The following is a 17,785-nucleotide window of genomic DNA, read 5'->3' as shown; positions in this document are numbered from 1 at the left end:
TTAGCGCTGGAAAAGCCAAAGTGTGGGAGTTCAGAAATGGCCGCAACGGGCCGATTCCGGTCAGGCAGGTTTCGGCGCAAGCGTGGCGGAAGCGGACGTTCGAGTCGACATGCGTTTCGTCTCTATCTGGTTCATGACTGACGTTTAGTGCTGTCAGCTTTTGACCGACGCCTCGAAATGATGCGGAAGGAGGTTTAGAACACACCCCAAAGTAGGGCAGCCCGATTGATCACCTGCCCAATAAGTTCTTCTCGACTGTCTTGAGGTGCCCGAGCATCGCCATCTTCGCGCCTTCCGGATCGCGGTGTAACAACGCTTCCAAAATGGCCTGATGTTCTCGGCAATACACCTGACGCCGTTCCTCCGAGAATGAGCGCCTCTTCATTTCGAACCAGGGTGACTGGTTACGAATGGCGCGCATGAGATTGTGAATCTCTTTGAGGAAATCATTACGGCAGCACGCAAACACCCGATGATGGAATTCGGCGTCCCAATGCTCGAAATCTGGCATGTCCTGGGCCTCGCGTGCTGTCTGATGGGCTTCGCGAACCGCGTTCAGTTCCGCAGCACTTGCGTTGGTCGCGGCAAAGGCTGCCGCTGCTGGTTCGAGCAACTGCCTGATCTCCATCATGTCAGCCGGGCTGATGCCTTCCATTCGTGCGACCATTGATGCGATTGACGTGGGGTTCGTCGCGGTCAGAAAGGTGCCCCGCCCGACATGCCGCACGACTGTTCCGTCGTCCTCCAAGAAGCCGACAGCACGGCGCACCGTGTTGCGCGCGACGCCGAATTCGGCGGCAAGGTCACGCTCGGGCGGCATGCGGCCGTCCTCAATCCACTCGCCGGAGGAAATCCGCTTCTTGAGCATTGTGGCGATATCGTTGGCGACGAGCTTCGGCATTCGATGATGGCTTTTACCTGATCCAATGTTGGACCAATGTTATCGATTGATTGCCATTCGGTCCAGTGCCCAGACACGGGATTGTTTTGTTGAGTGGTGAGCAGAAACCCTCTTGCAGCGTGAACCAATCGGCGGTAGCGTGTAACGAAAGAGCGGATATTGGTTCAGAAAAGGTTCAGGGAGGAATCGAATGCGGGTCGCGACATTTTCGATCGCCGGCGAACGTCGCGTAGGCCTTGTCGATCTTGATGCCCAGACCGTCGCACCATTCGATTTCGCCGTCGATCAGGCGAGGAACGGCATCCTGGCGCTAATCGAGCGAAACGACGCCGGTGTGCCGCGCACGCTTTCGGCCATTCCGCTGCCGCAGGTCGATATTGAAGCCCCCATCCCCTTGCCTTCGCGAAACATCTTCTGCGTTGGCAAGAACTATCATGAACATGCGCACGAGTTTGCCCGCAGTGGTTTCGATTCCAGCGCCGGCGCTGGAGCGATACCGAAACACCCGATCATCTTTTCCAAAGTGCCTGAATCGGTCGTGGCCAACCATGCCGATGTGTTGATCGACTCCTCGGTCTCGACGGCCATCGATTACGAGGCGGAGCTGGCCGTCATCATCGGCAAGGGCGGGCGCGGCATCTCCAGGGAAGATGCGCTCGACCATGTCTGGGGCTACACCATCGTCAACGACGTCACGGCGCGCGACCTGCAGGGCAAATACAGCCAGTGGCTGATCGGCAAATCGCAGGACACGTTCTGTCCGATGGGGCCTTGGGCTGTGACCCGAGACGAACTCGATCTGGCGACCACCGGCATCCGCTGTTTCGTCAATGAGGACCTGCGCCAGAATTCGCAGATATCGCTGCTCATCTTCGACATCCCGACCATCATCGCCACGCTGTCGCAAGGCATCACGCTGAAGCCAGGCGACATCATCGCCACAGGCACGCCGGTCGGCGTCGGCATCGGTTTTGATCCGCCGAAATACCTCAAGGCCGGTGACGTCGTGCGCATCGAGATCGATGGCATCGGTACGCTGGAAAACCGCTTTGTGGAGCATACTCGATGACCACGGTGACAGTTGGTCATATCGTCGCCGAGGTGGTCGGCGAAGGCCCTGCCGTGGTGATGATCCACGGCCTTGGCGGCACGTCGAACATGTTCCAGCCGCAGATGGCGGCGCTGTCGGGCTATCGCGTCATCCGGCTCGACCTGCCGGGTTCGGGCCGTTCGCCGCGGCCGATCGAACCGCTCACCGTTGAAGGGATGAGCGAGGCGGTCATCCGCGCCATGGCCGGCATGGGTGCCACCTCTGCGCATTTCGTCGGCCATTCCATGGGCACCATCGTTTGCCAGCATATCGCGGCGACGCAAACTTCGCTTGTCGCCTCTCTGGCGCTGTTTGGTGCATTGGCCGAGCCCGTCGAAGGGACACGGCAAGGCCTCGCCAAACGCGCGCAACTGGCACGCTCGGGCGGCATTGCCGATATCGCCGACCAGATCGTCGCCAACGCGATTTCGGCGCATACGAGGGAAACCTCGCCGGCCGCCGTCGCCTTTGTGCGGGAATCGATCACGCGCCAGGACCCGGAATCCTATGCCCGTACCTGCGAGGCGCTGGCCAAGGCGACCGCTGTCGACGCACGCCGCATAGCAGCGCCGACGCTGCTCGTCACCGGCGACGCAGACACCGTCAATCCGCCCGGTGTCGGACAGGCGCTTGCCGATAAGATCAAGGGCGCCGTATTCTCGTCACTGGATCGGTGCGGACACTGGGCGACGGTGGAAAACCCGCGCGAAAGCAGCCAGAAACTGGCCGATTTTTTAAGACGGGTTGATAGGTGAGAATTTCCGATCGAGCGTAGACTTATGCGCTCGGCAAGTTGGGAGGCTTGTGATGGCAGACGACAGCTGGAACGGCAACGGTTCGGGCAGCACGCTGTTCACCAACGTGCGCGTGCTCGACGCCACGGGTGAATATCCCTACACCGGCGAGGTGCTGGTGCAGGGCAACCGTATCAAGCAGATCACCAAGGGCTCGTCGCGCTACGGTTCGTCCTCGTCGTCCTCGTCCTACAATGGCGGTGCAACCGTGATCGACGGCATGGGCGCGACGCTGATGCCGGGAATGATCGACGCGCATCTGCATCTGTCGTGGAACAATGCGCCAGGCATCGACCCCATCCAGATGATGGAGGTCGAGGAGCATATGCTGGTCACGATGGAGATGGCCAAGCTGGTGCTCGATGCCGGCTTCACCGCTGGCCGGGGTGCCGCCGCCGCCAAGCCGCGCCTTGACGTGGTCGCCAAGAAATTCATCAACCAGGGCCGCTTCCCCGGACCGCGCTATCTCGCCGCCGGACCCGAGATAACCACGGTCGGCGGTCTCGGCGATTCCTCGCCCTCGCACATTCCGCATGAGGGTCTGAACCTCGGCCTGGTCGTCTCCGGCCCGGAGGAAATCCGCCGTACCGTGCGCCAGCTGATCAAATACGGCGTCGATTCCATCAAGCTGAACCTGTCGGGGGAAAGCATCACCGGCATGGGCGCCGAGGAGACGCCGATGTCGGAGGAAGAAGTCGCCATGGCCGCTTCCGAGGCGCGCTGCCGTAACAAGGTGCTGTCGGCGCATGCGCGCTCGTCCGGCTCGGTCAAGCAGTGTGTCCGCCACGGCATCCAGAACATCTACCATGCCTCCTTCGCCGATGAGGAAGCGCTCGACATGCTCGAGGCTGTCAAGGACAAGCACTTTGTCGCGCCCGGCATCGCCTGGCTGATCAACACCGCGCGCCATGCCGAGCAATGGGGCATCAAACCGGGCTCACCGCTGTCGCTCGAATATGAGCGCGAACTCGAGATGTGCGTCGACACGATGAAGAAGATGCACCGGCGCGGCATTCGTGTCTGCATTGGTGGCGACTACGGCTTTGCCTGGACGCCGCAAGGCACCAACGCCAAGGACATCCAGACCTTCGTCGAGATGCTCGGCTTCTCGCCGATGGAAGCGATCCAGGCCGGCACCAAATATGGCGGCCAGATAATGAACATGGGCGACGAGCTCGGCATGATCAAGGAAGGCTACCTCGCCGACGTGCTGCTGGTTGACGGCGATCCGATCTCCGACGTTCGCATCCTGCAGGACAGGAACCGCATCCTTGCCATCATGAAAGACGGCAAGTTTCACAAGGCGCCGCGTTTGAACGAGCAGCGCCGGCGGCTGACCGCATGAGTCTGCTCGACCGGCCATCCTCGCCGTCCCAGCTGTCCTCGCCGTCGATAGCGAATGGCGGGATGACGCATGGGCAGGTCTGGGGTGTGGTCGGCCTGCTTGCCGGCGCCGTGCTGGCATGGCTGGTCTTCGCCGTCTGGCCGGATTGGCTGAACGCCATCCTGATCTCGAAGAAGGCCTTCGTCAGCGCCATCCTCAATGGCATCACGCTGGCCGGCCTGTATTTCCTGGTCGCCAGCGGCTTCACGCTGATTTTTGGGCTGATGCGCAACGTCAATCTCGCGCATGGCTCGCTCTATCTGCTCGGCGCCTATATCGGCTACGAGGTCACCAGCCGAACCGGGTACTGGCTGCTTGGCGTCGCCGCTGGTTTCGCCGCCCTGGCGGTGGTTGGCCTCGTGATGCAGGTTTTTGTGTTTCGCCGCCTCGAGGGCGACGATCTCCGGCAGACTCTGGTCTCGATCGGCATCTCGATCGTTGCCGCCGACCTGATGCTGGCTGTGTGGGCCGGCGGCACCTATCAGATCACCACGCCGGAGTGGCTCGATGGCGCGCTGACATTGCCCGTGATCACCGCCGTGCGCTCGGATGGCGCCTCGGTGCTCCTCACCTATCCGCTCTACCGCGTCGTTGTCCTGGCGGCGGCGATCGTCATCGGCGTCGGGCTCTGGCTGATGCTGCACAAGACCCGCGTCGGCATGATGATCCGCGCCGGCGTCGACGACCGCGCCATGCTGCAGGCATCCGGCGTCAACGTGCATGCCGTGTTTGCCATCGTCTTTGCCGTTGGCGCGGGCCTCGCCGGCTTTGCCGGCGTCGTCGGCGGTTCGGCTCTGTCCGTCGCGCCGGGTGAAGATGTTCGTTATCTCCTGGCCTCGCTGGTCGTGGTCATCGTCGGCGGCATGGGCTCGATCACGGGTGCCGCCATCGGCGCGCTGCTGATCGGTCTCGCCGAACAGATCGGCCTTGTCTACTTCCCGACCTACGGCGTCGTGCTCACCTTCGTCATCATGGTGGTGACGCTGGCGATCCGGCCGCAAGGCATCATGGGGAAGGCCCGATGAGCCTGGCCATCGCTCCCGTTGGCGCGACCCCGCAACAGAACTGGCTGGAGAAGCTTGGCGCCAGCCACATCATCCTTGCCGTCGCACTGGTGCTCTATCCGCTGGTGGCCTCGGATTTCTTCCTGACGCAGATCGGCGGCTATTCCTTGATCTTCGGCATGATCGGCCTGTCGTTGATGCTGCTTGCCGGCTATGGCGGCATGGTCAGCCTGGCACAGATCACGGTTGCCGGCATATCGGCCTATGCCATCGCCATCCTGGGCAACAACAACTCCAACATTCTCGGCTTCGGCTGGCCGTGGTGGCTGGCCGTGCCGTTCGCGGTCGCGACGGCGGCCCTGGCATCGGCGCTGATCGGCTGGATCTCGGTGCGCACCGAGGGCATCTACACCATCATGATCACGCTGGCGATCGCCACCGCGACCTTCTATTTCGCGCAGCAGAACTACGCCATCTTCAACGGCCATTCCGGGTATGCCGGCATCCGCGCGCCGGCCTTCTGGAGCATCAACTGGCGCGACCCCAAGCCTTTCTACTATCTCTGCCTTGGCCTCGCGGTGCTGTCCTATGGAGCGGTGCTCTACGGCTCGCGCTCGACCTTCGGCATGACCTTGCAGGCGATCCGCGACAACCCCCGGCGCATGTGGGCGCTTGGTTACCACGTCACCGCGCACAAGGTCTTAGCTTGGCTGCTGGCCGGAATAATTGCCGGGCTGGCGGGTGTTCTGCTGGTCTGGTTCAACGGCCGCGTTTCGCCCGGCACCATCGGCGTCGATGCCGCGATCGACGTTTTGATCATCGCCGTCATTGGTGGCCTGCGTCATCCGATCGGGCCGTTTCTGGGCGCGGTCGTCGTCGTCCTGATGCAGACCTTCGCCCTCGACATCGTTGGCGCCGAGCGCTTCAACACGCTGATCGGCATGGTGTTCCTGGTGATCGTCTTTGTCTCACCAGATGGAATTCTTGGGTTGTGGGGGAGGATCAAGCCACATCTTGCCCAGGAGTCCTTGCGTCCCGGGCCATGAGTGCCGGGGCGGATGAACCACTGCAAACGAAATCAAAAGGGAGGAAAATCATGAGGATGCATAGACGTACGTTGCTGGCGCTCGCGGTGTTCACCGGGCTGACCGCCCCATCGATGGCGCTCGCCGCCGACGACAGCATCAAGATCGGCCTGCTTGCCACGTTCGAGGGGCCGTTCACGGTGCTCGGCGAGGATGGCGAACGCGGTGCGATGACCGCGGTCGAAGAGGTGAAGGGCATGGTCGCCGGCAAGAAGATCGAGATCGTCAAGGGCTCGTCCGACGCCTCGCCCGACAGCGCGGTGCGTGCCGCGCGCAAGCTGGTCGAACAGGATGGTGTCAAGGTCCTGATCGGCCCGCTTTCGGGTGACGAGGGCCTGGCCGTCAAGGACTACGCCAAGACCCAGCCCGGCGTGACCTTCCTGAACGGCGCTTCGGCCGCGCAGGACACCACCTTCCGCAATCCTGCGCCGAACTTCTTCCGCTTCGGAACCGACGGTGCGCAATGGATGGCCGGCCTTGGCACCTACGCTTTCAAAGAAAAGGGCTACAGGAACGTCGCCACCGTCGCCGAGGATTATTCCTTCCCCTACACGCAGGTGTTCGGCTTCATGGCCGAATTCTGCAAGGCCGGCGGCCATGTGCCGTCGAAGTCCTGGGTGCCGATCGGCAACAAGGACTTCTCCTCCGTCATCGCGGCCATTCCCGACAATGTCGATGCGATCTATGTCGCGCTTGGCGGCGCGGACGCGGTCAACTTCCTGACGCAGTACCAGCAGTCCGGCGGCGCGGCTCCGCTGATCGGCGGTTCGATCACCGTCGACCAGACGGTGCTGACCTCGAAGGGAAAGCTGAAGGATGTGCTGAAGGGCACGCCTTCGGCCGGCCCAACCGCCGACACCAACGACTCTCCCGCCTGGAAGACCTTTGTCGATGCCTATAAGAAGCAGCCGGGTGCGTTCCCGTCGCCTTCGCTGTTCGCGCACGCCTATTACATCAACATGAAGGCGGCACTGCTTGGGCTCGACAAGGTTGGCGGCGATGTGTCCGACGGCGGAACCAAGCTGCGCGACACGCTGTCGACGCTGTCCTTCGAAACGCCGACCGGCAAGGTGTCGCTCGACAAGAACCGCAACGCCATCGCCGACATCTTCCTGACCGAAGTGACGGAAGGCGCTGACGGCACGCTGCTCAACAAACTGATCAAGGTCGTGCCGCAGGTGAACCAGACGCTCGGCATTCCCGAGGACGAGTTCACCAAGCTTGGCGCGGTCAGCCGCGACAATCCAAGCTGTCCGTGATCGCGACTTTCGAGTAGCCGCCAGTGACCGAAAGCCTCGTTGCGAATCGTGTCCAGAGCTCCGGCGCCTATGCGCTGGAGCTCGATGGCGTGGCGCGGCATTTCGGGGCGCTGGTGGCGCTCTCGGGCATTAATATGAGGATCGCGGCCGGCGAACGGCGCGCGGTACTCGGTTCCAACGGCGCCGGCAAGACGACATTGTTCAACGCCGTCAGCGGCGACTTCATGCCGACGTCGGGGCGCATCCGTTTCTTCGGCGAGGACATCACGGATCTGCCGCCGCATGAGCGCATCCGGCGCGGCCTGCGGCGCACCTATCAGATATCGCAGCTGTTCAAGGGCCTGTCGGTCCTCGATTCGATTTTCCTCGCCTGCCGCGGCGTCTCGCGCCGGCGCTTTTCGCTGCTGCGCCCGGCCATATCTGACGTCAACATGGTGCAGACTGAATCGATCCTTAACGCCGTGCATCTGGAAGCCTATCGCGACACGCTGGTGGCGACGCTGAGCCATGGCCAGCAGCGCCAACTGGAGATCGCGCTGGCGCTCGCCGGTGCACCGCGCTTCATCCTGTTCGACGAGCCGGCGGCGGGTCTGTCGCCGACCGAACGCCGCGACCTCGTCGCCATCCTGAACGCGCTGCCTAAACACATCGGCTACATCATCATCGAGCACGATCTCGATGTGGCGCTGCGCGTCTCGGAATATGTTTCGATGATGCACAATGGCCGCCTGTTCAAGGAAGGCACGCCGCGAGAGATCGAAGCCGATCCGGAAGTCCAGGAGATCTATCTCGGAGGCAAGCATGGCTGAGCGCCAGGCCTCGTCCCCTAAAACCGTCAGGGCGATCCTCCGGATAGACGACCTGCAGGTCTTCTACGGCGAAAGCCATGCGCTGCAGGGCGTTTCGCTGACGCTGGAAGGCGGTGTGCTGTCGGTGGTCGGCCGCAATGGCATGGGCAAATCGACGCTCTGCAACACCATTGTCGGCCTGAGACGGGCGAAGTCCGGTTCGATCCGTGTCGATGGCCGTGAGATCACATCGCTCGAGCCGCACGAAATCCATCGTCTCGGCGTCGGCTATGTGCCGCAAGGGCGCCGGGTCTGGCCGAGCCTTACGGTCGACGAGCATCTGCGTCTCGCGGCCGGCAACAGCCGCGATGCCAGTTGGACGGTCGAGCGCGTCTACCAGACGTTTCCACGCCTGGCCGAACGCCGAGGCAATGGCGGCTCGCAATTGTCGGGCGGCGAACAGCAGATGCTGGCCATCTCGCGCGCCTTGCTCAGCAATCCCAAATTGCTGGTCATGGACGAGCCAACCGAAGGCCTGGCGCCTGTTGTCGTCGACCAGGTCGAACGGATGCTCGTCGAGCTCGCCGCCGAGGGCGAGATGGCAATCCTCGTCATCGAACAGAATATCGGCGTGGCCACAGCGGTGTCGAACCAGGTCGCTATCATGGTCAATGGCCGCGTCAACCGGTTGATGGAAGCAAAGGCGCTTTCCGCCGATCGCGAGCTGCAGCAGCGGCTGCTCGGCGTCGGCCGCCATGCCGAAGACGCACCCGTCACGCCGGTGGAGTCCGCGCAGGCCAAGGAACAACTGGCCGAAGTCTATCGCATCGACCGGACGGCCAACGGCTCGGCCGAGCCGGAGCCTCGCAATGGCGTCTATCGCCCGGTCACCGAATTGCCCAATCGCTGGAATGTGCCGGTCACTGAATTGCGGCAAGCGGCGGTCGAGAAGGCAGCACCGCAAGACGAGCTGAAGAAGGTCTTCTCCATCCCCTTCGCCGAGCGTTTTGGCAGGACCGTTCTGGTCGTCGGCACCTTCGACACCAAAGGCAAAGAATTGCGGTTTGTCGCCGACCGGCTGAAGTCGCTCGGCATCTCGGTTCGCACCGTCGATCTGTCGACGTCGGGCAAACCGACATGCGCCGATGTGCCGGCGATGCAGGTGGCCGGCATGCACGCGCGGGGATCGTCGGCCGTCTTCACCAACGATCGCGGCGGCTCGGTCAGCGCCATGGCCGACGCCTTCGCGCGCTGGATCCAGCGCGAGCCTCGTATCGGCGGTGTCATCTCGGCAGGCGGTTCCGGCGGCACCACGCTGGCGACGGCGGGCATGCGCGTGCTGCCGGTCGGCATCCCCAAGCTGATGGTCTCGACGGTGGCTGCCGGTGACGTCGGCAAATATGTCGGCGGCGCCGACATCATGATGTTTCACTCGGTCGCCGATGTGCAAGGGTTGAATTCGATCACCGAGCAGGTGCTGTCCAATGCCGCGCACGCCATGGCCGGCATGGTCGCGCAACTGCCCAACGCCGAAGCGTGGGAAGCCAGGCGCAAGCTGGCACGCCCGGCCGTCGGCATCACCATGTTCGGCGTCACCACGCCTCTGGTGCAAGCGGTGACGAAACGACTTGAAGCGGATTATGACTGCCTCGTCTTTCACGCCACCGGCATAGGCGGGCGAGCTATGGAAAACCTTGGCGACTCGCGGCTGATTTCGGCCTTCCTCGACCTCACCACCACGGAGGTGGCCGACATGATTGTCGGTGGCGTCTTCCCTGCGACCCAGGATCGTTTCGGCGCGGCGATCCGCACCGGGCTACCCTATGTCGGCTCCACTGGCGCGCTCGACATGGTCAATTTCGGGCCGCGCGACAGCGCGCCCGAGAAATTCCGCAGCCGCAAATTCGTCATCCATAATCCCAATGTCACCTTGATGCGCACCACGCGCGACGAGAACCGGGCATTCGGCGAATGGATCGGCGCGCGGCTCAACGCCATGAACGGCCCGGTTCGCTTCCTGCTGCCTGAAGGCGGCGTTTCGATGCTCGATGCGCCAGGCCAGCCCTTTCACGACCCGGAAGCCGACAATGCTTTGTTCGAGGCGATCGAGAAGACGGTCCGCCAGACGCCACAACGTCATGTCGAGCGGGTACGGGCCAACATCAATGACACGCTTTTCGTCGATGCGGTGATCTCCGCGTTCCACGCGATCACGCCGAAGCTGCAGAGGCGGGCATGAGGAATTGGACTTCGCCACCCTGCGGGTGGATGTTTGAAATCGGTCGCCTCGCGCCGGCCGCATTGTCTTGGGGAGGATAGATCATGGACGCGCAGACCTTTGGCGCTTTCCTGTTGTGGCTGATCGTTGCCGCAGTCGTCGTGGTGATCGCGGTCTATATCTTGCGCTGGCTCTATCGCCGCTCGACCAAGGAGACGGCGTTCGTGCGCACCGGCTTCCTGGGCGAGAAGGTGGTGGTCAATGGCGGCGCCTTCGTCATTCCGGTGCTGCACGAGATCACCCCGGTCAACATGAACGTCCTGCGGATCGAGGTGCGCCGCGAAGATGGGCATGCGCTGATCACCAGGAACCGCATGCGCGTCGACCTGATCGCCGAGTTCTTCGTCCGTGTCGGCGCCAGCCGCGAGTTGGTTGCCGCCGCCGCGCAGACACTTGGCCGCCGCACGCTGCAGCCCGACAGCCTGCGTGAATTGCTGGAAGGCAAGTTCGCGGGTGCCTTGCGCACAGTCGCAGCCCAGATGACGCTGGAAGAAATGCATGAACTGCGCGGCGACTACGCCGCCAAGGTGCGAAGGCTGGCCGAGGAGTCGCTTGCCGCCAACGGCCTGGAACTCGAAAGCGTCGCCATCGTCGATCTAGACCAGACCAGCCTCGAATATTTCGACCCGTCCAACGCCTTCGACGCCGAAGGCCTGACCCAGCTGACGGAATCGATCGAGACCCGGCGCCGCATGCGCAACGAGATCGAGCAGCGCACGCTGGTCGATATCCGCAACCAGAACCTCGATACCCAACGCAAGGTGCTGGAGATCGACCGCGACAGCGAATATGCGCGCCTCGAACAGGAGCGCGAGGTCGAGATCCGCCGCGCCGCGCAACGTTCGGAATTGGCCATCGATCGGGCGCTACGCGACCAGGAATCTGAGCAGGCACAGCTTTCGTCGCGCGAGGCGGTCGAGAAATCGCGGCTCAACCAGGAGCGCAACATCACCGAGGAGCGCATCAAGAGCGAGGAAGACACGCAGCGCCGCGAGATCGCGCGCCGCCGTTCGCTCGACGAAACCGAGATGAAGATGCGCGAGCTGACCGAGCGCGAGCAGATCGCGCTCGAACTGTCGCTGGAGAAGGCCCGCATCGAGCGCGAGGGCACGCAGAGCCAGCTCGAGATCGAGCGCAAGAAATTGCTCGAAGTCGCCGAGCTGGAGCGCCAGATCGCCCTCGCCGAAAAGGCGCTGCAGGTGACCCGGGCCGAGGCGGAAAAGCGTCGTTCCGAGATCATCGAGAACCAGGCGACCGAGACGGCGCGCATCGCGCAGGACCGTGCCATCGACGAGGTCAGGATCGCAAGGGAGCGTCATCTCGAAGCACTGCAGATCGCGAAGCGCCAGGCCTTCGAGGAGGCCGAGATTTCGGCCGGCGAAGAGGTCGAACGCGCCCGCATCACCACCGAGCGCGGCATCGAGGAAGCGCGGCTGATTAAGGATCGCGACATCAGGCAGCTCGGCGTCGACCGTGACCAGAAGATCGAGATCGCCGAGATCCAGAAGGCGATCGACATCGCCAAGAAGACGCAGGAGCGTTCCTCCGCCATCGCCGCTTCCGAAGCCGTGCGCGCCAAGGCCGTCCAGGCCGAGGAGCAGGCCTTCACCGCCCGCGAACGCGAGATCGCCGAGCGTCGCAAGCTGACCGACCTGATCGGTGCGCAGCGCGAGGCCGAACGCGAGGCGCTGCGCATCACATCCGCAGCGGACGCCGAGATGAAGGCGGCGAAGAGTCTGGCCGAGGCGCAGAAGATCGCCGCCGTCGCTTCGGCCGAATCGGAGAAGATCCACGCCCTTGCCGCCGCCCAGCGCTACGAGGTCGATGCCGCTGGCCACCGCCAACTCAACGAGGCCGAGAACATCCTTTCCGAAGGCGCGAGGGCCGGGCGCCTGCGCGGCAAGCTGCTCGACCACATGGAAGGCATCATCCGCGAAAGCGTCAAGCCGATGGAGAAGATCGACGGCATCAAGATCCTGCATGTCGACGGCCTCAACGGTGGCACTGGCGGCAACCGCAACGTCACCGACGAGGTTATCGATTCCGCGCTGCGCTACCGCGTGCAGGCGCCGATCATCGACAATCTGATGAAGGAGATCGGCATCGAGGGCGGCTCGCTTGGCCGCATGACCGATGTGCTGCGCGACGCCAAGGATATTGCCAGCCTGACCCGCGACAAGAAGGGCAAGGGCAAACCCACCAAGGACGACGATGACGACCGCGATCACTGACGGGATTGCAGTGGCAAATATCGGCGGCTATTCGAAATGACCAAGGTCTATGTCTCCTCGGTCATTCCAGCGCCGGCGGCGGAAGTCTGGAAGCTTGTGCGCAACTTCAACGCATTGCCAAGCTGGGCGCCGTTCGTCGCCGAGAGCCGCATCGAGCAGAACGCGCAGGCAGACCAGATCGGCTGCATCCGGAGTTTCACGCTGAAGGACGGCGGGCGTGTCCGCGAAAGGCTACTGGCGCTGTCCGACTACGACCTATCCTGCAGCTACGCCATCCTCGAAAGCCCGATGGCGGTCGAGAACTATGTCGCCACCTTGTCGCTGACGCCGATCACCGACGGCAATTTGACGCTCGCCGAATGGCAGGCGGAGTTCGACTGCGCGCCGGATCGCGAGGCCGCCCTGATGCATCAGATCGGCCATGGCGTGTTCCAGACCGCCTTGGCCGCGCTGAAACATCGGTTCGGGCGCTGACGCCGGCCGATGGTCAAGGTCTGCCAGAGCACGATCATCGAGGCACCGGTCGACGAGGTCTGGGCGATCCTGCGCGACTTCAACGGCCATGGCCGCTGGCATCCGGCGATTGCCTTCAGCGAGATCGAGGGCGGCGAGCCGATCGACGCGGTAGGCTCAGTGCGCCACTTCAGGCTGAACGATGGCGGCGAATTGCGCGAGCAATTGCTGGCGCTGTCCGACAAGGACCGGCGGCTGAGCTATTGCCTGCTCGAAGCGCCGCTGCCGCTGATGGGCTATGTCGCCTCGATGCGGCTGAAGCCGGTGACCGACGGCAATGCCACTTTCTGGGAATGGCGCTCCGAGTTCACCCCGCCGGCGCATCGCCGCGACGAGCTGGTGAGGTTGGTCACCGAAGGCATCTATCAGGCCGGCTTCGCGGCCATGCGCAATCTTCTACGAGAGCGAAGCGTCGGCTCGCCGATCGATGTGAGGGCTTCCCGGGCGGTTGCCGCTCCTGCGCCATCGGCAGGTGTGCCGCCCGTCGTGCCAACGGTCATTGAGGGTCAGGCCGCAACAACCAGGGCGATCGTTGTCGAGCGCTATGGCGGCCCCGAAGAGCTGCGGCTCAGGGAAATCGGACTGCCGTGGCCGGCGCCGAACGAAGTGCAGATCCGCCATACGGTGATCGGTGTCAATTTCATCGACGTCTATTGCCGCACCGGCTATTTCGACCTTCTGCAGCCGCCTGGCGTTCCGGGCATGGAGGCGGCCGGCGTCATCGAGACGGTTGGGTCGGCGGTGTCGGGCTTCTCTGTCGGCGACCGTGTCGCCTATGCATGTCCACCGGTCGGCGCCTATTGCGAGCGGCGCAACATGGTGCCCGATCTTTTGGTCCAACTCTCCGATGATATCTCCGATGACATTGCCGCCGCCGGGCTGCTCAAAGGCATCACCGCGAGTTTTCTGCTGCACGACGTCCATGTTGTCCGTCCGGGCGAGATTGTGCTTGTCCATGCCGCCGCCGGCGGCGTCGGCCAATTGCTGGTGCAGTGGGCTCGCCATCTCGGTGCGACGGTAATTGCGACGGTGTCGAATAACGACAAGGCGCGGATCGTCGAACGGCTGGGGGCTCATCACGTCATCGTCTATTCGCGAGAGAATTTCGCCGAGGCGGTTATGCGATTGACTGGCGGCGCCGGGGTGGATGTCGCCTATGATGCTGTCGGAAACGACACCTTCGGCGGGTCGCTGGCAGCGCTCGGGGTACGAGGCCATCTCGTTAGTTTTGGCCAGGCTTCAGGCCCAGTCGGCAACTGGGACATTGGTCGGTTCTCCTCGAAGTCCGTCACGATCTCCCGGCCCAACTACGCTCACTATACGGACACACCGCAAAAGTTTGCTCCGCAATTGAACCGGTTCTTTGCCGCGCTCCGACTGGGCGTTGTCAAGGTCGAGCATCCACGGCCCTACGATCTTGCAGCAGCGTCTCAGGCCCATCGCGATCTGGAGTCTCGACGAACGACCGGCGCGCTGGTGCTAAAGGTTTGAGACAAGTTTTCACAATCGGAGTACGGGCGGCACCGCCCTTCGCGGTGCCGCCCGCGCAGCGGCGTCACACGAAGCTGGCGGTCGCTATTGCCGCCATTCATTTCAAGGCGTTGCGAATGGTTGCTGTCGGCGTAACCCCGACCAACCGCTGGCGCTCGCAGGGTCCGCTTTGGAGAACGCTTAGACGGGCTTCGACCACCGATATGAGGCGCAAAGCCGTCACTTCAGGGCATACCCCTAGGTGACGTCACTGGCACTCCCCTTCTCGGCGTAACATTTGGGCCAAGGTCAGCCATTTGTTACAGTGTTATCTCGGGCCTAAAACCTGATGTGACGCCCGGGGCCGATGATAGGTTACGCAGCTGCAAGGTCCATTGCCAGTAATGTCCAGATTGGACCGAAAACAGTCCGGCAACTTCGAGGCACGGATCATCAGAGCCCGCCATTGACGTGATGGCCAGCTTACGGCAGTCCGGTAATGATGTCGTCGACCATGCGGTCAGCGAAGTAATCCTGATCTGAGTCACCCATCAGGTCCGCGAATGGCAGGACCGCGACGGACGGTTTGTCGGGCAAAGTCACCAATGTTTATACTCGGCAGGACCGCCTGCACTGCCTAAATTGCCGGATGGATGTTGCCCCGCATGATATCGTGCACGTCTGCGAGATCGGCAAGGGCTTCCGCCGCGGCCTTGCTGTCAATGAGATCGATCGGGGAGCATCGTGGAATCCTATGCTATGGCGTCCGTTTCACCGGCAGGACCACAGGGAGTGGTCGTTCGAGTCCACGTGAACATCCCTCCAGTAAACAGCGCCAATTATTTCCGGACGTAGTCATCGTGGATTGGCTCGGACGCGTGCCGACCGGAGAGCCGTTGTTCTGTGCACGTGTGTGGCAAGAAAGTCCGAAACCAGCCCTCCTTACGAGCTGTCAGCCGTGCATGAACATTCGGCTGCTTTCGGGATCAGCACCGTCGACGCTGAATTACCAAGATGAGGCGCAAAACTGTCATTCGTATTGTGCTCTCACATGTGGTGCGCGATCAGCTTGACATCGACTATTTGCGGCAAGGTAGCATCAAGCCTTAGCACCTTGAGGTGACACCAAATGGCTCGCATTGGTTACGCACGCGTCAGCACAATCGATCAAGACCTCGATACGCAACTTATTAAGCTGAAAGCCGAAGGATGCGAGGTCATTCGCTCGGAGAAGGTTTCGGGCGGCAGTCGTGACGGTCGCGCCGAACTGGCAACGGTGTTGGATTTTCTTCGTCCTGGGGATGAGCTGGTGGTTACGCGCCTTGACCGGCTTGGCCGCGATACCCGCGACGTGCTTAACCTCATTCATGAATGCGAGCTGAAAGGCGCATTCGTTACCGTGCTCGATCCGCACGTCTCGACCCGTGGCGAGATGGGGCACGTCGTGCTGACCGTGCTTGGCATGGTCGCGCAAATGGAACGGCGCTTCATCAAAGAGCGACAGCGCGACGGCATCGAGCAAGCTAAGCGAGCGGGCGTATATCGTGGAGGGAAACGCCGATTGGATCGCGACACTGTTCTGAGGCTGAAACAGGAAGGCAACGGACCGGCAGCGATTGCCACTGCACTTGGCTGCTCCAGAATGCAGGTCTATAGGATTTTATTAGGCAATGTGAGGTGGGCTTGCCGGGCGTGGTTCTTTTGACGACCTTCATGTCGACTCCCGCCTCGGACTCCACGCGCTCACTTCAGCGTCACCGCCGTGACGTGCGGGCGGGTCGCGCATACTTCCAAGATCTGCGCGTTGAACGGCGCAGATGCTCCTTCGCGCCAGGGAATGCATGTCGACGCGATACCTCCGAGGTGAGCTGCGTTGAAGGGGCAGCTCCCGACACTTCTGCCGGAGCGCCTGGAGGGTGTGCGCGCCAACTCCGGGCCGAACGCTGATAGCTGGCAGCACGTCATGCAGGAACCTCCTGGCACGCATCGAGTTTGAATGACGTAGTCAAACGGAGCAACTGATGAACGTCGCCAACCTGCAACTCGAGGGGCTGCTGATGGCAATAGCGGCCATTAACAACGCGCTCGTCCACAATGGGGTGTTGTCGATAGATGCCATTGACGATGCACTGCGCAAGGCTGAAGCTTCAGTTACAGGCGAAGAGCGGGTATACGAGGACATGTCGCCGGCCAACAGGGATGCGATCCGCTTCCCGTTGAGGCTGCTGCAGCTCGCCAATCTCTCGCAGGACGAGACCGGGGTTCCGCCCTTCTCAGAGTTGGTGCGGCAGGTCGGGCAGACCAAGGAACCGTACAACGACCAGAGGTAGTTTGTAGAGCCGGCGAACCAAAGCATTGCGCCGCAACAGTGCTTTGTGGGCTGTGTGGTGTCTGTGTAGTTACGTGGGGGCAACCACGTCTTAGGCAGCCACCTTAACGGGCCGCGACGGTTGTGAAGGCTTGCCACAGGTAACGGCCTAGGCCCGCCAGGTAGGTTGCAGAGGTACCCGGCGGGCATCTTTGCAACGCTCCGAGAAAGAACCGCTCATCCCCTGAACCTTTCGGTGTACCAGGTGATCTTGCCGTCCACCTTCATCGGCTTGTGGATCATCAGACGCTTCGGAAGGTGCTCCGGATGGACTTCAAGGAGCGTGATCTTGATCGATGGCTTGCACCGGTTGCAGTCGAATTTCAGCTTCAAAGGATCAACCCCGCCGCCATAGACCATCATGAGATCGGCCGATCTGCAGTAACGGACATTGCCGCAACTGCATTCCACCTTCACAAGCATATTGTGCCGGGTCGCCTTCCCCAGCGTGTCGATCGGATCATGCGCCATGAGAACAGAAAAGGAACAAATTCCTTGCCCGTCAAGCGGTCTTATGGAATCTTTCCGCAGATGAGCGACGAACCGACCAGGCTTCCCGACGGCATAACGCCCGTGCCGCGCGAGCGTGCCAGAGTGCTAAGGCACATGTGCGAGCGCAC

At 62.3% G+C, this 17,785-nt stretch carries 15 protein-coding genes; 13 read left to right on the top strand and 2 right to left on the bottom strand.

Annotated elements, in window-relative coordinates:
• Positions 1-229: 229 nt before the first annotated feature.
• Positions 230-901: an FCD domain-containing protein gene (locus tag FJ527_RS25120; protein WP_140620280.1), complete on the bottom strand. Its 672-nt coding sequence runs from the start codon at positions 899-901 to the stop codon at positions 230-232.
• 190 nt (positions 902-1,091) lie between these two features.
• On the opposite strand from FJ527_RS25120, the gene FJ527_RS25115 reads away from it, so the two are divergent.
• From FJ527_RS25115 to FJ527_RS25055, 13 genes are all read left to right on the top strand, one after another.
• Positions 1,092-1,970, top strand: coding sequence for a fumarylacetoacetate hydrolase family protein (locus FJ527_RS25115; RefSeq protein WP_140620278.1), 879 nt, complete (start codon positions 1,092-1,094; stop codon positions 1,968-1,970).
• On the top strand, positions 1,967-2,746 hold the full coding sequence (locus tag FJ527_RS25110; protein WP_140620276.1) for an alpha/beta fold hydrolase: 780 nt from the start codon (positions 1,967-1,969) through the stop codon (positions 2,744-2,746). The genes FJ527_RS25115 and FJ527_RS25110 overlap by 4 nt, the downstream gene beginning before the upstream one ends.
• A gap of 52 nt (positions 2,747-2,798) precedes the next feature.
• Positions 2,799-4,130: an amidohydrolase family protein gene (locus FJ527_RS25105; RefSeq protein WP_140620275.1), complete on the top strand. Its 1,332-nt coding sequence runs from the start codon at positions 2,799-2,801 to the stop codon at positions 4,128-4,130.
• Positions 4,131-4,192: 62 nt separating this feature from the next.
• Entirely contained in the window at positions 4,193-5,194 is a 1,002-nt protein-coding gene (locus FJ527_RS25100; RefSeq protein ID WP_181166481.1) for a branched-chain amino acid ABC transporter permease, read from the top strand.
• Positions 5,191-6,219, top strand: a complete 1,029-nt coding sequence (locus FJ527_RS25095; RefSeq protein ID WP_140620271.1) for a branched-chain amino acid ABC transporter permease — start codon at positions 5,191-5,193, stop codon at positions 6,217-6,219. The genes FJ527_RS25100 and FJ527_RS25095 overlap by 4 nt, the downstream gene beginning before the upstream one ends.
• A gap of 50 nt (positions 6,220-6,269) precedes the next feature.
• Positions 6,270-7,517, top strand: coding sequence for an ABC transporter substrate-binding protein (locus FJ527_RS25090; protein ID WP_140620269.1), 1,248 nt, complete (start codon positions 6,270-6,272; stop codon positions 7,515-7,517).
• A 23-nt stretch (positions 7,518-7,540) separates the two neighbouring features.
• Positions 7,541-8,326 carry an ABC transporter ATP-binding protein gene (locus FJ527_RS25085; RefSeq protein ID WP_140620268.1) on the top strand — a complete coding sequence of 262 codons (786 nt, stop codon included), beginning with the start codon at positions 7,541-7,543 and terminating at the stop codon, positions 8,324-8,326.
• On the top strand, positions 8,319-10,544 hold the full coding sequence (locus FJ527_RS25080) for an ABC transporter permease (RefSeq protein WP_140824289.1): 2,226 nt from the start codon (positions 8,319-8,321) through the stop codon (positions 10,542-10,544). Before FJ527_RS25085 ends, FJ527_RS25080 begins: the two co-directional genes overlap by 8 nt.
• 83 nt (positions 10,545-10,627) lie before the next feature.
• The gene (locus FJ527_RS25075; protein ID WP_140620265.1) at positions 10,628-12,814 is read left to right on the top strand and encodes a flotillin family protein; all 2,187 of its coding nucleotides are present in this window, start codon (positions 10,628-10,630) and stop codon (positions 12,812-12,814) included.
• Positions 12,815-12,850: 36 nt separating this feature from the next.
• Positions 12,851-13,288, top strand: a complete 438-nt coding sequence (locus tag FJ527_RS25070; RefSeq protein ID WP_140620263.1) for an SRPBCC family protein — start codon at positions 12,851-12,853, stop codon at positions 13,286-13,288.
• 9 nt (positions 13,289-13,297) lie between these two features.
• Entirely contained in the window at positions 13,298-14,818 is a 1,521-nt protein-coding gene (locus FJ527_RS25065) for a zinc-binding dehydrogenase (RefSeq protein ID WP_181166478.1), read from the top strand.
• 1,108 nt (positions 14,819-15,926) lie between these two features.
• A complete protein-coding gene (locus FJ527_RS25060) occupies positions 15,927-16,502 on the top strand; it encodes a recombinase family protein (RefSeq protein ID WP_140620261.1) in 576 nt (191 codons plus the stop codon).
• A gap of 316 nt (positions 16,503-16,818) precedes the next feature.
• Positions 16,819-17,127 carry a hypothetical protein gene (locus FJ527_RS25055; protein WP_140824288.1) on the top strand — a complete coding sequence of 103 codons (309 nt, stop codon included), beginning with the start codon at positions 16,819-16,821 and terminating at the stop codon, positions 17,125-17,127.
• Positions 17,128-17,342: 215 nt separating this feature from the next.
• On the opposite strand, the gene FJ527_RS29725 is transcribed toward FJ527_RS25055, so the two are convergent.
• The gene (locus FJ527_RS29725; protein WP_246677804.1) at positions 17,343-17,528 is read right to left on the bottom strand and encodes a hypothetical protein; all 186 of its coding nucleotides are present in this window, start codon (positions 17,526-17,528) and stop codon (positions 17,343-17,345) included.
• Positions 17,529-17,785 lie beyond the last annotated feature (257 nt).

Source organism: Mesorhizobium sp. B2-4-18, from assembly GCF_006441385.1.
GTDB classification, from domain to species: Bacteria; Pseudomonadota; Alphaproteobacteria; order Rhizobiales; family Rhizobiaceae; genus Mesorhizobium; species Mesorhizobium australicum.
The sequence above is the reverse complement of the archived record's forward strand: the minus strand, read 5'-3'. Positions and strand labels throughout refer to the sequence as shown.

Excerpts from the sequence above, each read along its gene's own strand:
- FJ527_RS25120 (WP_140620280.1), bottom strand. The coding sequence starts at position 901 with ATGCCGAAGCTCGTCGCCAACGATATCGCCACAATGCTCAAGAAGCGG.
- FJ527_RS25115 (WP_140620278.1), top strand. The coding sequence starts at position 1,092 with ATGCGGGTCGCGACATTTTCGATCGCCGGCGAACGTCGCGTAGGCCTT.
- FJ527_RS25110 (WP_140620276.1), top strand. The coding sequence starts at position 1,967 with ATGACCACGGTGACAGTTGGTCATATCGTCGCCGAGGTGGTCGGCGAA.
- FJ527_RS25105 (WP_140620275.1), top strand. The coding sequence starts at position 2,799 with ATGGCAGACGACAGCTGGAACGGCAACGGTTCGGGCAGCACGCTGTTC.
- FJ527_RS25100 (WP_181166481.1), top strand. The coding sequence starts at position 4,193 with ATGACGCATGGGCAGGTCTGGGGTGTGGTCGGCCTGCTTGCCGGCGCC.
- FJ527_RS25095 (WP_140620271.1), top strand. The coding sequence starts at position 5,191 with ATGAGCCTGGCCATCGCTCCCGTTGGCGCGACCCCGCAACAGAACTGG.
- FJ527_RS25090 (WP_140620269.1), top strand. The coding sequence starts at position 6,270 with ATGAGGATGCATAGACGTACGTTGCTGGCGCTCGCGGTGTTCACCGGG.
- FJ527_RS25080 (WP_140824289.1), top strand. The coding sequence starts at position 8,319 with ATGGCTGAGCGCCAGGCCTCGTCCCCTAAAACCGTCAGGGCGATCCTC.
- FJ527_RS25075 (WP_140620265.1), top strand. The coding sequence starts at position 10,628 with ATGGACGCGCAGACCTTTGGCGCTTTCCTGTTGTGGCTGATCGTTGCC.
- FJ527_RS25070 (WP_140620263.1), top strand. The coding sequence starts at position 12,851 with ATGACCAAGGTCTATGTCTCCTCGGTCATTCCAGCGCCGGCGGCGGAA.
- FJ527_RS25065 (WP_181166478.1), top strand. The coding sequence starts at position 13,298 with ATGGTCAAGGTCTGCCAGAGCACGATCATCGAGGCACCGGTCGACGAG.
- FJ527_RS25060 (WP_140620261.1), top strand. The coding sequence starts at position 15,927 with ATGGCTCGCATTGGTTACGCACGCGTCAGCACAATCGATCAAGACCTC.
- FJ527_RS25055 (WP_140824288.1), top strand. The coding sequence starts at position 16,819 with ATGAACGTCGCCAACCTGCAACTCGAGGGGCTGCTGATGGCAATAGCG.
- FJ527_RS29725 (WP_246677804.1), bottom strand. The coding sequence starts at position 17,528 with ATGATGGTCTATGGCGGCGGGGTTGATCCTTTGAAGCTGAAATTCGAC.